The 12,788-nt window shown below is 68.8% G+C and carries 11 protein-coding genes, 2 rRNA genes and 1 pseudogene (1 of these 14 running past the window's edge); 11 read left to right on the forward strand and 3 right to left on the reverse strand.

What is annotated here, in order from left to right; genetic code table 11:
• The 8 genes from C8E97_RS06370 to C8E97_RS06410 all read left to right on the forward strand — a co-directional run.
• Window positions 1-1,147, forward strand: a 23S ribosomal RNA gene (locus tag C8E97_RS06370); it begins 1,935 nt to the left of the window's first position.
• Window positions 1,148-1,265: 118 nt separating this feature from the next.
• Window positions 1,266-1,382: ribosomal RNA gene (gene rrf / locus C8E97_RS06375) — 5S ribosomal RNA — on the forward strand.
• Between the two features lie 69 nt (window positions 1,383-1,451).
• Window positions 1,452-2,315 (forward strand): GNAT family N-acetyltransferase, encoded by an 864-nt coding sequence (locus C8E97_RS06380; RefSeq protein ID WP_170211649.1) that lies wholly within the window; start codon window positions 1,452-1,454, stop codon window positions 2,313-2,315.
• Between the two features lie 221 nt (window positions 2,316-2,536).
• Entirely contained in the window at window positions 2,537-3,289 is a 753-nt protein-coding gene (locus C8E97_RS06390; RefSeq protein ID WP_121002536.1) for a type 1 glutamine amidotransferase, read from the forward strand.
• 83 nt (window positions 3,290-3,372) lie between these two features.
• Window positions 3,373-4,506 (forward strand): inorganic phosphate transporter, encoded by a 1,134-nt coding sequence (locus C8E97_RS06395; protein WP_121002538.1) that lies wholly within the window; start codon window positions 3,373-3,375, stop codon window positions 4,504-4,506.
• Window positions 4,503-4,727, forward strand: coding sequence for a hypothetical protein (locus C8E97_RS06400; protein ID WP_121002540.1), 225 nt, complete (start codon window positions 4,503-4,505; stop codon window positions 4,725-4,727). Before C8E97_RS06395 ends, C8E97_RS06400 begins: the two co-directional genes overlap by 4 nt.
• 39 nt (window positions 4,728-4,766) lie before the next feature.
• The gene (locus C8E97_RS06405; protein WP_121002542.1) at window positions 4,767-7,709 is read left to right on the forward strand and encodes a bifunctional [glutamine synthetase] adenylyltransferase/[glutamine synthetase]-adenylyl-L-tyrosine phosphorylase; all 2,943 of its coding nucleotides are present in this window, start codon (window positions 4,767-4,769) and stop codon (window positions 7,707-7,709) included.
• Window positions 7,710-7,721: 12 nt separating this feature from the next.
• A complete protein-coding gene (locus tag C8E97_RS06410; RefSeq protein ID WP_121010905.1) occupies window positions 7,722-8,651 on the forward strand; it encodes an NADP-dependent oxidoreductase in 930 nt (309 codons plus the stop codon).
• Between the two features lie 27 nt (window positions 8,652-8,678).
• Here C8E97_RS06410 and C8E97_RS06415 read toward each other — a convergent pair whose 3' ends face one another.
• A complete protein-coding gene (locus tag C8E97_RS06415; protein ID WP_121002544.1) occupies window positions 8,679-8,891 on the reverse strand; it encodes a hypothetical protein in 213 nt (70 codons plus the stop codon).
• Between the two features lie 522 nt (window positions 8,892-9,413).
• Here C8E97_RS06415 and C8E97_RS33965 point away from each other — a divergent pair.
• The 3 genes and pseudogenes from C8E97_RS33965 to C8E97_RS36765 form a co-directional block, all read left to right on the forward strand.
• Window positions 9,414-10,010 carry a hypothetical protein gene (locus tag C8E97_RS33965; RefSeq protein WP_147455005.1) on the forward strand — a complete coding sequence of 199 codons (597 nt, stop codon included), beginning with the start codon at window positions 9,414-9,416 and terminating at the stop codon, window positions 10,008-10,010.
• A 32-nt stretch (window positions 10,011-10,042) separates the two neighbouring features.
• Window positions 10,043-10,651, forward strand: a complete 609-nt coding sequence (locus C8E97_RS33970; RefSeq protein ID WP_147455006.1) for a hypothetical protein — start codon at window positions 10,043-10,045, stop codon at window positions 10,649-10,651.
• A 20-nt stretch (window positions 10,652-10,671) separates the two neighbouring features.
• Window positions 10,672-10,860, forward strand: a pseudogene (locus C8E97_RS36765) (DUF2188 domain-containing protein); the annotation flags it as partial.
• Between the two features lie 373 nt (window positions 10,861-11,233).
• Here C8E97_RS36765 and C8E97_RS06430 read toward each other — a convergent pair.
• Window positions 11,234-12,028 carry an inositol monophosphatase family protein gene (locus C8E97_RS06430; RefSeq protein ID WP_121002550.1) on the reverse strand — a complete coding sequence of 265 codons (795 nt, stop codon included), beginning with the start codon at window positions 12,026-12,028 and terminating at the stop codon, window positions 11,234-11,236.
• Window positions 12,028-12,387, reverse strand: a complete 360-nt coding sequence (locus C8E97_RS35825; protein ID WP_246018703.1) for a DUF5919 domain-containing protein — start codon at window positions 12,385-12,387, stop codon at window positions 12,028-12,030. The genes C8E97_RS06430 and C8E97_RS35825 overlap by 1 nt, the downstream gene beginning before the upstream one ends.
• Between the last annotated feature and the right edge of the window lie 401 nt (window positions 12,388-12,788).

The raw sequence follows: 12,788 nt of genomic DNA on the forward strand, positions 1-12,788 counted from the left end.
AGAGACCAGCGAGAAGCGACTGTTTACTAAAAACACAGGTCCGTGCGAAGTCGCAAGACGATGTATACGGACTGACGCCTGCCCGGTGCTGGAACGTTAAGGGGACCGGTTAGCTCTTCGGGGCGAAGCTGAGAACTTAAGCGCCAGTAAACGGCGGTGGTAACTATAACCATCCTAAGGTAGCGAAATTCCTTGTCGGGTAAGTTCCGACCTGCACGAATGGCGTAACGACTTCTCGACTGTCTCAACCACAGGCCCGGCGAAATTGCATTACGAGTAAAGATGCTCGTTACGCGCGGCAGGACGGAAAGACCCCGGGACCTTTACTATAGCTTGGTATTGGTGTTCGGTTCGGCTTGTGTAGGATAGGTGGGAGACTGTGAAGCGGCCACGCCAGTGGTTGTGGAGTCGTCGTTGAAATACCACTCTGGTCGTACTGGATGTCTAACCTCGGTCCGTGATCCGGATCAGGGACAGTGCCTGGTGGGTAGTTTAACTGGGGCGGTTGCCTCCCAAAGGGTAACGGAGGCGCTCAAAGGTTCCCTCAGCCTGGTTGGCAATCAGGTGTCGAGTGCAAGTGCACAAGGGGGCTTGACTGTGAGACCGACGGGTCGAGCAGGGACGAAAGTCGGAACTAGTGATCCGGCCATGGCTTGTGGAAGCGTGGTCGCTCAACGGATAAAAGGTACCCCGGGGATAACAGGCTGATCTTGCCCAAGAGTCCATATCGACGGCATGGTTTGGCACCTCGATGTCGGCTCGTCGCATCCTGGGGCTGGAGTAGGTCCCAAGGGTTGGGCTGTTCGCCCATTAAAGCGGTACGCGAGCTGGGTTTAGAACGTCGTGAGACAGTTCGGTCCCTATCCGCCGCGCGCGTAGGATACTTGCGGAAGGCTGTCCCTAGTACGAGAGGACCGGGACGGACGGACCTCTGGTGTGCCAGTTGTCCTGCCAAGGGCATTGCTGGTTGGCTACGTTCGGAAGGGATAACCGCTGAAAGCATCTAAGCGGGAAGCTCGTTCCTAGATGAGGTATCCCACCCTTTGTGGGGTAAGGCCCCCAAGAGACTATTGGGTTGATAGGCCGGAGATGGAAGGTCGGTAACGGCTGGAGTTGACCGGTACTAATAGGCCGAGGACTTGTCATGAAGGTGCTACGCATCCACTGTGCGGTTCTGAAAGAACCGAACCGGACCATCCCCCTGGTGGTTCCAGACTGTGTCTGGGGCTGTGGGGGGTGCCGTCGGGTTGGTAATTTCATAGTGTTTCGGTGGTCATGGCGGAGGGGGAACACCCGGTCCCATTCCGAACCCGGTAGTTAAGCCTTCCAGCGCCGATGGTACTGCACTCGTGAGGGTGTGGGAGAGTAGGACGCCGCCGAACATTCTTTCCCTCAGGGGTGCCCGGTTTATCCGGGTGCCCCTGAGGGCTTTTTGCGTTACCGTCCGCTGCGTGGCGGATGTGGCGAGGCACGACGATCTGGCCCAGTTCTGGGCGTTGACCAGGGATCTCTTCACCGCGGACCCGGTGTTCCACACGATTCCGATCGCGGCCGTGCGGCGGCGGATCGAGCACCCGCACCCGACCGACGAACCTCCGATTCTGGTGACGGTGTCGGAGGCCGGTGCGGTCGTCGCGGCTGCGGTGCGCACGCCTCCTTGGGCGTTGGCCCTGAGCGGTGTGCCGGTCGACTGGGTCGACACGGTCGCCGAACACCTGGTGGACGTCGAGCTGCCGGGCGTCAACGGTCCGCGCGCGGCGGCCGAGGCGTTCGTCCGGGCCTGGACGGCCCGCACCGGGCAGGGGGCGCGCGAGGCCACGGCGCTGCGCCTCTTCCGGTTGGCGGAGCTGGAGCCGCCCGTGGGCGTGCCCGGCGCCTCGCGCCTGGCCACCGAGGACGACGCCGACCTGCTCGTCCAGTGGTACCTGGGGTTCGTGGACGAGTCCACGCCGTACGAGCCGAACGAGGACCAGGCCGTGACGTTCGTCCGGGGCACGCTGGCGGCGGGTTCGGGGCACGTGCTGTGGCTCGATGAAGGCCGACCCGTGGCGTGGGCGGCGGCGGGCGCGCCCGCGGTGGGCATGTCCCGCATCGGCCCGGTCTACACGCCGAAGGAGCACCGCCGGAACGGCTACGGCGCGGCGGCCACGTCGGCGTGCGCCCGGTGGGCGTTGGAGGCCGGAGCCGAGCACGTCGTGCTGTTCACCGACCTCGCCAACCCGACCTCCAACTCGATCTACCAGCGGATCGGGTTCCGGCCGGTGTGCGACGCGGCGGAGTTCGTCTTCACCCAGGCGGGTGCGGGCACCGACTGAGCACGCCCCACCGCCGACCGGACCGCGACCTGGTCCACGTCTGCTACTGCGAGAGCGCCGAGTGCAACGCCGCCACCAAGGGCGCGGTCCGCCTGTCGTTGCTCGGTTCACGGGTGAAGCGGTTGGCGGGCGGCATCCGGGCGTGGGAGGCGGCCGGCTACCCGGTGGAGGGTTCGGGCATTCACGGGATCAGGTGCGCCTGCTGATCTACCCTCGAACGGGTGACGCGCCTGCTCGTGCTGCAACTCGACGACGACGATCCCCTCGCCCGCCTGGGTGACTGGCTGGCCGGTGCCGGCGCGGTCCTCGACATCGCGAAACCGCACGAGCGGCCGTTGCCCGCGACGCTCGACGGCTACCGGGGCGTGGTGTGCCTGGGCGGTGCGATGGGCGCGTCGGACGACGTCGACCACCCGTGGCTCGCCGACGTGCGCAGGCTGCTGGCGCACGCGGTCGCCGCGCGGGTGCCGACGCTGGCCGTCTGCCTGGGCGCGCAACTGCTCGCCGCGGCGACCGGCGGCCAGGTCCGGCGCGGTGCGCACGGCCCCGAGGTGGGCGTGCTGCTGGTGGCCAAGCGGGACGTCGCGGCCGAGGACCCGCTGTTCGCGGAGCTGCCGTGGACGCCGGACGTGCTCCAGTTCCACCGGGACGAGATCGCGTTGCTGCCGCCGGCGGCCGAGCTGCTCGCCTCCTCCCCGAAGTACCCCAACCAGGCGTTCCGCGTCGGTGAGAACGCCTACGGGGTGCAGTTCCACATCGAGACGACGCCGGAGGTCGTGGCGACCTGGGCGCGGAACGACCCCGAAGCCGCCGCGTGCGCGCGGCCCGGCGGGCTCGACCCCGAGCAGTTGGAGAGCGGGCACGACGACATCCGCGAGGCGTGGCAGCCGTTCGCCGAGCGGTTCGTCCGACTGGCTGCGGGCGACCTCGCCGAGCGGGGAGCCGCCGGCAGGCGGAACCTTCCTTTGGTGTGACGAACGCCCGCTGATGTGAGCGTTCATCGGGTGGACAGGTAGCGTTCACCCCCGACTGTGTCGGTTCAGCCGGAGGAACCAGCGTGGATGCCTCGCTCCTCGTCATCATCGTGGTCATCACGGCGTTGGCGTTCGACTTCACCAACGGCTTCCACGACACGGCCAACTCGATGGCCACGTCCATCGCCACCGGTGCGCTGAAGCCGCGCACCGCCGTGGCGTTCTCCGCGGTGCTGAATCTGGTCGGCGCGCTGCTGTCGGTCGAGGTGGCCAAGACCATCTCCGGCGGCATCGTGGACGACGCCCGCATCACACCCGCCGTGGTGTTCGGCGGCTTGGTCGGCGCGATCGTGTGGAACCTGGTCACCTGGTACGTGGGGCTGCCGTCGAGTTCGTCGCACGCGCTGTTCGGCGGCTTGATCGGGGCGACCTGGATCGCGTCCGGCGCGGACGCCGTGCACTTCGCCAAGGTGGTCGACAAGGTGGTCGTGCCGTCGATCGCCGCGCCGCTGGTGGCGGGGGTCGTGGCGCTGCTGGCCACGTTCCTCACCTACCGGCTCACCCGGAGGGCGCGCGAGTCCGTCGCGCACAAGGGGTTCAAGGCAGGACAGGTGGCGTCCGCCGCGCTGATGTCGCTCGCGCACGGCACCAACGACGCGCAGAAGACGATGGGCATCATCACGCTGACGCTGATCACCGCGGGCACGCTCGCGCCGGGTTCCGCGCCGCCGCTGTGGGTGATCCTCAGCGCCGCGATCGCCATCGCGCTGGGCACCTACCTGGGCGGCTGGCGCATCACGCACACCCTGGGCAAGGGGCTGACCACGATCGAGGCGCCGCAGGGCTTCGCGGCCCAGACCAGCGCGGCGACCGTGATCATGGCGTCCTCGCACCTCGGGTTCGCGCTGTCCACCACGCACGTCGCGTCCGGCGGGATCATGGGTTCCGGGCTGGGGCGGCAGCGGGACGGCGTGCGGTGGGGCGTGGCGGGGCGGATGGCGCTGGCCTGGCTGCTGACCCTGCCCGCCGCCGGGGTCGTCGGGGCGATGGCCGGGAAGGCGGCCGCCACCGGCACCGTCGGCGTCGTGGCCGTGGCGGCGGTGGCCGTGGCGGTGTCCCTGGTCATCTGGCTGCTGTCGCGTCGTGAGCCGGTGCGGCCGGAGCACGTGGTGGACGAGATCGCGGCGCAGGCCGAGCCGCACCGGGTGGCGGCGTGAAGGTCGACTGGGCGGCGCTGGGCACCGTGTTCGGGGTGAGCCTGGCCGTGGTGCTGGGCCTCGTGGTGCTGTTCTCGGTGGGGTTGCGCGCGCTGTCCGCGCGCGAGGAGGCGCGCGAGCGCGGCGGGTCGGTCGCCGTGCCGACGGCCGCTGCGGCGGTCTGCCTCGTGGCGTGCGTGGCCGTGGTGCTGTTCGGGATCTACTTGATCGTGGCGCGCTGATCGCTTCGGCGTCCGCCCCACGGACTACCGTGTTCGGCGATGACCGATCCAGCTCGCACCCCGACGTCCCCCGCCCGGTTCGGCCTGACCTCGGAGGCCGGTGGCGAAGACCTGCGCGCGGCCGGGTGGTGGGCCGACCGCAGGCCCACCGCGGGCAGCGAGCCGATCCTGTGGGCGCTGTCGCGCAGCCCGGACCCCGACCTCGCGTTGCGCGGCGTCGACCGGCTGCGGGTGGCGCTCGGCGACGGGTGGCCCGAGCTGGACGCCGCGCTGCGGTCGGACGAGGTGCTGCGGGGCCGCCTGCTGGCCGTGCTGGGTGCGTCCACCGCGCTGTCGGACTTCCTGGTCGCGAACCCCGACCGGTGGCGGTCGCTGGTCGACCCCGAACCGGTCACGGCGGACGTGTTCGCGTCGGCGCTGCCGGCGGCGGTGCGCGACCTGACGGGCGCGGAGGCGGTGCGCGCGCTGCGGCTGGCGTACCGGGCGCTGCTGTGCCGGATCGCGGCCGAGGACCTGGCGCACGTCGTCGAGCCGGACCTGCCGCACGTGGGGTACGACGAGGTGGCCGGGCTGCTGTCCGACCTGGCGGTGGCGGCGCTGCGGGCGGCGCTGGACGTGGCGCGGCGCGAGGTGCCGCGGTCGGACGAGTGCTCGTTGGCCGTCATCGCGATGGGCAAGTGCGGCGCGCGGGAGCTGAACTACGTCAGCGACGTGGACGTGGTGTTCGTCGGCGAGGGCGACCTCGGGGTGGCGACCCGGCTGGCCGGCGCGTTGATGAGCGTGGCGGGGCAGGCGTGCTTCGAGGTCGACGCGGCGCTGCGGCCCGAGGGCAAGGCGGGCGCGCTGGTCCGGACGCTGGAGGGGCACGCGTCCTACTACCAGCGGTGGGCGCGGACCTGGGAGTTCCAGGCGCTGCTCAAGGCGCGGCCGGTGGCGGGCGACGCGGACCTCGGGCAGCGGTACCTGGAGGTGGTGCGGCCGCTGGTGTGGACCGCCGCCGAGCGGGAGGACTTCGTGCCCGACGTGCAGGCCATGCGCCGCCGCGTCGAGGACCACGTGCCGGCGGGGCTGGCCGACCGGGAGCTGAAGCTGGGGCGCGGCGGCCTGCGGGACGTGGAGTTCGCCGTCCAGCTGCTCCAGCTCGTGCACGGGCGCGGTGACGAGGAGCTGCGCATCGCGGCCACCACGGCGGCCCTGGCGGCGCTGGGTCGCGGCGGCTACGTGGGCCGCACGGACGCCGTCGACTTCGGCGACGCGTACCGGTTCCTGCGCATCCTCGAACACCGGTTGCAGTTGCAACGGCTGCTGCGGACGCACCTGTTCCCGGCCGACGACGACGTGGCGGGGCTGCGCCGGCTCGCCCGCTCGGCGGGCCTGGCCGCCGAGGGCGGGCTGTCCGAGGCGCAGGTGCTGCTCGCCGAGTACCGCAGGCGCGCCAACCAGGTGCGCCGGCTGCACGAGAAGCTGTTCTACCGGCCGCTGCTCCAGGCCGTGGCGAACGTGCCGACGGAGGCGCTGCGGCTGACCACCGTCGAGGCGACCGCCCGGCTGGCCGCGCTGGGCTACGCCGCGCCGGACGGCGCGTTGAAGCACATCGAGGCGTTGACGCGCGGTGTGTCGCGGCGGGCCCGCATCCAGACGGCCCTGCTGCCCGTCCTGCTGGACCTGCTCGCCGCGACACCCGACCCGGACGGCGGGCTGCTGGCCTACCGGAGGGTGTCCGAGGCGCTCGCCGAAACGCCCTGGTACCTGCGGTTGCTGCGGGACGAGGGCACGGTCGTCGACCGGCTCGCGGCGCTGCTCGGCACGTCCAGGCTGGTGCCCGACCTGCTGGTGCGGGCGCCGGAGGTGCTGCGGCTGCTGGCCGACACGCAGGCGCTGACCGGCCGCGACCCGATGACCATCGGCAACCCGCTGCGCAGCGCCGTCGCCCGGTACAGCGACCTGGGCCGGGCGGTGACGGCCGCGCGGTCGCTGCGCAGGCACGAGCTGCTGCGCGTGGCGTCGGCCGACCTGCTGGGGCTGATGTCGCCGCGGACCGTGTGCGTGTCGCTGTCCGAGGTGTGGGTCGCCGTGCTGCAGGCCGCGTTGGACGCCGCCGTGCGGGCCGCGGGCGAACGGCTCGCGTCGATCGCCGTGATCGGCATGGGCCGGCTCGGCGGGCGCGAGCTGGGGTACTCGTCGGACGCGGACGTGCTGTTCGTGTGCGAGGCCGCGCCGGGGGTGACCGACTCCGACGCCGTCCGGTACGCGAGCGCCGTGGTGGAGCAGGTGCGGCGGCTGCTCAGCGCGCCCAGCCAGGACCCGGCGCTGCAGGTGGACGCCGACCTGCGGCCCGAGGGCAGGCAGGGTCCGCTGGTGCGGACGCTGGAGTCCTACCGGGCGTACTACGCGCAGTGGTCCGAGCTGTGGGAGGCCCAAGCGCTGCTGCGGGCCCGGTTCGTCGCCGGTGACGCCGAGCTGGGCGCGCGGTTCATCGACCTCGTGGAGCCCGTGCGGTACCCGGCGGGCGGGCTGGACGCGGCGTCCGTGCGGGAGATCCGGCGGATCAAGGCGCGCGTGGAGGCCGAGCGGCTGCCGCGCGGCGCGGACCCGTCCACGCACACGAAGCTGGGGCGCGGCGGGCTGGCCGACGTCGAGTGGACGGTGCAGCTGGTGCAGTTGCGGCACGCGTTCGAGGTGCCGTCGCTGCGCACGCCGTCGACCGTGGGCGGGCTTCGCGCGGCGTGCGAGGCGGGCCTGGTGTCGGAGGAGGACGCGGCCGCGCTGCGGGAGTCGTGGGTGATGGCGACCCGCGCGCGCAACGCGGTCGTGCTGGTGCGCGGGAAGCCCGGTGACCAGCTGCCCACGGCGGGGCGGGACCTGGCGGCCGTGGCCGGGGTGATGGGGCACCCGGAGGACCCCGGCGCGTTCCTCGACTCGTACCGGCGAACCACCCGGCGGGCGCGGGCCGTGGTCGAGCGAGTCTTCTACGGCTCGTGAACACTGGTGTCCGTGAAGGCGATCGCGCAGGACGAGTTCGGTGACGTCGACGTGCTCCGCGTGCGGGAACTGCCCGAACCGCGGATCGCGTTCGACCAGGTGCTCGTGGAGGTGCGGGCGGCCGGGGTGAACCCGGTCGACCGGCTGGTGCGCATGGGCTACGTGAAGGACCGGGTGCCGCACCACTTCCCGCTGATCCCCGGCTGGGACGTGGCGGGCGTCGTGCGGGAGGTCGGGCCCGCCGTCGACGGGTTCGAGCCCGGTGACGAGGTGTTCGGCTACCAGCGCAAGGACCACGTGCAGCACGGGACGTACGCGGAGCTGGTCGCGGCCACGGAGCGGGGGTTGGCGCACAAGCCGGCGGCGCTGTCCTTCGCGGAGGCGGGCGGGCTGGCGCTGACCGGGCTGACGGCGCTCCAGGCGCTGCGGCGGGTGGGGGTGTCGTCCGGCGACACGGTGCTGGTCCACGCGGCGGCCGGTGGCGTGGGGCACCTCGCGGTGCAGGTGGCGCGCGTCCTGGGCGCGTCCCGCGTGATCGGGACGGCGTCGCCGCGCAACCACGGGTTCCTGCGCTCGTTGGGCGCGGAGCCCGTGTCGTACGGCGACGCGCTGGTGGACAACGTGGCCGAGCTGGTCGGCGGCGACGGCCTGGTGGACGTGGCGTTCGACTGCGTAGGCGGCGCGGCGCTGAACGACTCGCCCGCGCTGGTCCGCGACCCGTCCCGGATCGTGTCCATCGTCGACACCAACGTGCTGGAGCTGGGCGGGCGCTACGCCTACGCCAAGCCCGTGCAAGCCGACCTGGAGTGGCTGGCGGCCCACGCCGACGCGGGCGAGCTGAAGGTCGTGGTCCAGCAGACGTTCCCGCTGGCCGAGGCCGCCGAGGCGCACCGGCTGCTCGAGGGCAGGCACGTACGCGGGAAGATCGTCCTGACGGTGTGAGGGGGCCTCCGCGGCGGAGGCCCCGGTTCACTCCTCGTCGACGGTCGGGACCGAGGTGAGGATCTCCACGACCCACTCCTCGACCAGGGTGTCGTCGGACTCCTCGTCCGGCACCAGCCGGTTGGAGACCTTCACGCCGAGGCCGAGCACGTCCGCCGCGGCGATCGCCTCGATCGCCTCGGCCGCGGAGTCGAAGATGTTGGTGGACAGCACCTGCGCGGTGTTCACGTCATCAGACACGGCGCGACCATAACCGCACGCCACGATGGTGGGACGAGCAGCCCCTGGGACGTCCGCGCCGAGCCCCGGCGAACAGCCGGGGCAGGGCGCCCGGCACACCACCCGACCCGCGCACGGCTCCTCGAACAGGGCTCCGACCAGCGAGAAGACGCCGGCCGGAGCCCTGTGCCGATCACACGTCGTAGGACTGCCAGCGGTCGGCGGCGACCTGCGGTTCAGCCCGCCGTACCATGCTTGACCTGGTGGTTTGCTCTCGACGTTTACCGTCGTCGACCAGTGCTGATCCACGTCTGACGGCCTGTACACGGCCTGATCACTGCGCGGTACGTGTTGTTCTACGGCTTCACGTGGTACGGCCAAACGTTGTAACGGCTGAAGATGTCGGTCGGCTTCATGTATGTGCGTCGGCTTCGTCGATCGTGTTCGCCATCAGCCCCATGTCGTCCCGGAGGGTGCGGTGACCATGCCGTGAGTTGCCATCGGCGCACGATCGGATTGGTTGTATTGCGCTACCCTAGAATGGTGCCCTCGCTCGCTCTCTCGTCTTGGATCACGGTCCGGGGACTGCGGATCGATCAGTTACTGACGGCGCATCGCTCGATCGGCGGCGATGGGCCGGGTCGGCGATGGAAAACTGAGCAACTTAACTGGTCGCTGGTCATGCGCATCGCGGGCGAGTTTCAAGGTTACTGTCGTGATCTTCATGACCAGAGTGTGGACCACTTTGTGGCGTCGGTGAGCGGAGGTAATATTCCGCTTCGAAACTTGCTGCGCATCAATCTTACTGCGGGTCGATACTTGGATAAAGGCAATGCTGGCCCAAGTCAGATATCCGAAGATTTCAAAAGGTTTGGTATGGATCTATGGCCTGCGGTCTACTTGGCGGCCGGAAGTAAAAGTCGGAGATGGAATCCCAGTCTTGCGAAGCTCATTGAAGCGCGAAATGGGATAGCTCACGCGGATGACGGCAAGTTGGCCAGGCTGAAAAATGAAGGTTATGCAATCAATCTGGTTCAGGTGCGAAAATGGGTTGGACACCTGAACGGTTTGGTCAACACGATGGATGACATCGTTGCGGACTATCTAGACCAATTCTTGGGATGTGGGCGCCCATGGTGAAGCATGCTCGTCGCAGGAGGCGAAGCCCCCAAGTGGGGGACAGCGTTGTCGTTGAGTGGGGCCTAGACGAAGTTGTCGGAGAGATTCGGAATGTCTACGAATCGGGTGGAGTAGTCAGGGTTCTCGTGGCAGTTGAGCTTCCTGACAGCGGTCCTGAGACCGTCGTGCTGCCGCTTGACTCCGTTCGATTGATTGATGACCAGCCGATCAAGGAGCCAGGTCATTGGCGGAATCAGGCTGCCCTTCTTCGGGGCATCGCCAAAAGGCTGGCGAATGTCGACAACCTCGATGAGCTTCATGTGAGCCCGCGACTTGCGGACGGCAGGGAGGCCGACCTTGTTCTTAAAGGTCGTGACGGCCGATCGGTCGTCGTAGAGGTCAAAAGTCTACGAAACCCCAGCCAGCAGATTGCACGGAGTGCGATATACGCGCTCAGGCAGTATATGCGGTCGGCCGGTGAAGATAGTCGAGGTATTGCTCTTTTTCTTATCGAAGACGGCCAAGAGGGAGCGCTGAAATTCTTGGAGGAGATCGAAGATCCGCGAATCTCCATAGTTTTCTGGCGAAACGCCAAGGATGGTCAGAGGCTGATGGACGCTGTGGTTAGGCAGCTTGGTGGAGGCGATAGTAACGTCGTGTAGATCATGATGTCGTCGCAGGCCCTGACGGTGGCTGGGATGTAAAGCCCGCCGAGACTCGCGACGCTGTATTCCATGCTAAAACGCAGCGTGAAGCCATCGACTACGCTCGCAAGATGATTGCAGGAGCAGGTGGAGAGATACGCGTGCATAGCGGACCTGGGCGAATTCGGCGTATCAATACCACTAGTGAAGGGTCACAGCAGTCCTGACCTTCAAGGACATTGGCCGTTTATGCAGAGCATGAGCGGCCGCCGATCACCGTGCCCAGCGGTGGTAGCCGTGTGACCGCGCGATCGTCCCGACTTTGGTGGCTGGAAGTGGCTTGGTGATTCGCGTCTTACTCGCGCGACGCCTTCCCGGCCGCGTGCACCGGCTCCGCGCGCGGCCGTCGGGCGGAGCGGAGCGGGAGCCCGGCGTGCCGCGATGCGGGGAGTCGGTGCCTACGTGAGCCAGCTGGGACCGCGCGCCGCCGCAGGCGGCGCGCCTTGATCCTCTAGAGCCAAGTTCGGCAGATGGTCATCCAGCCCGTCCGGTCAGCAGGAGGGGCGGCAGCGCCCGTATGACAGTCGAGCTGATGACTCTTCAGAGCACGGTTTGCACAAGTGAGAGCAGTGGGCGGGCGAGACCGCTGGTTACTGCGATCGTGTGGCGGGAGGACGCGGTGTGGTCGTCTCCGGAGCTGTCCAGCACGAGTGCGCCGGCTTCCCTGGCGATGAGGATGCCTGCCGCGAGGTCGAGTGTCTTGTTGGACAGGATCACCGCTCCGTCAATGCGGCCCTCCGCCAGCCACACGAGATCGTGGGCGGCGGAGCCGAACATGCGGATGCGTTCGACTTCGGCGGCCAGGGCGGCGGTCAGGGCGATTCGCTGCCTGTTCTCCTCGGCAGCGTGGTCGCCGAGGGCGTAGTCGCCTATGGCGATCATGGACTTCGGCAGCTCGGTCGTGGTGCTGGTGTGGATCTGTTGGCCGTTGACGTACGCGCCTCTGCCTTCAGCCGCTGTGTAGTGCAGGTCCGAGTACGGCAGCGAGATCGCGGCCACGACGGCGCGGTCTCCCCGCGAGAGGGCCAAGGACACCCCGGAGAGTGGCACGCCGTGCACGAAGTTGGCGGTGCCGTCGATGGGGTCGAGGCCCCACACGTACTCGCTGTCGGCGGCCTGGTCGCTGCGGCCTTCCTCTTCCCCGATGAACCCGATCTCGGGGGTCGCCTCGGCGAGGTGGGCCCGGATCTCCTGCTCGATGCGCACGTCCACGTCGGTGTAGGTGTCGCGGTCGGTCTTCTCGGTGACGGTCTGCGGGCGGCTGGTCCTGATCAGGTCGTGCCCGATGCGGACGGCCTTCTGCGCGATCTCGACCAGCTGGTCGAGCGGTCGCATCAATCGATCTCCTTCGCGCGGTTCCACATCGAGTCGAAGACCTGCGAGAAGGTACCGAACAGGCCGGGCAGGGCGTCGTCCCGCTCGATGACGAGAGTGGGCGACTGGACGCCTCGCGCGTCCGGCAGGTAGGGCTGGACCACGCACTTCACCTGGTCGGTGATCACGATGTTGTAGCGGATCGGCTCGTCGTAGACGCGGAGGGTCAGCCGGCCCTGTGCGTTGGGGCTGAACTTGGACGCGACTCGGCGCAGGGCCTTGATGTTCTGTTGGTGCCGTTGGGTTCCAGGAACAGCGCCTTGATCACGGTGCCGGTCTCGATCGAGTCCAGCAGGAGCCGGTCGGAGTACTGCTGGCACAAGACGTTGAGCGACAGGGCCGCGATGTCGATCGTCTTCGCACCCTCGAACAGCGCTCGCGCGGGACGCTGTGCAGGAACTCGGTCCGGCTGGCGTAAACGGCGGTGACGTCGGCCAGTCGGGTCTGTTGGGGCATCTGGACCGGACGCGGCACGGGCTGAGCGGAGCCCCCGGTGCGTTGGGGCGGCGTGATCAGGCTTTCCGTGTCGCCCTCGTGGGCGGAGAGGAGCTGTTCGGCGGTCCAGCCGGGGAACATCTTCTCCAGGATGCGGCAGTGGTCGGCGTAGGGCAGGCCCCTCACAGGATGTGTTGCTCGCTGCCGCGAACCGGTATGGCGGGCAAGCGGTGGAGAAGCGCGAATCGGCATAGCCGTATTCGCCCGGTTGGTTCTTGATTTGCGG

It is taken from the genome of Saccharothrix australiensis (genome assembly GCF_003634935.1).
Classification (GTDB): Bacteria; Actinomycetota; Actinomycetes; order Mycobacteriales; family Pseudonocardiaceae; genus Actinosynnema; species Actinosynnema australiense.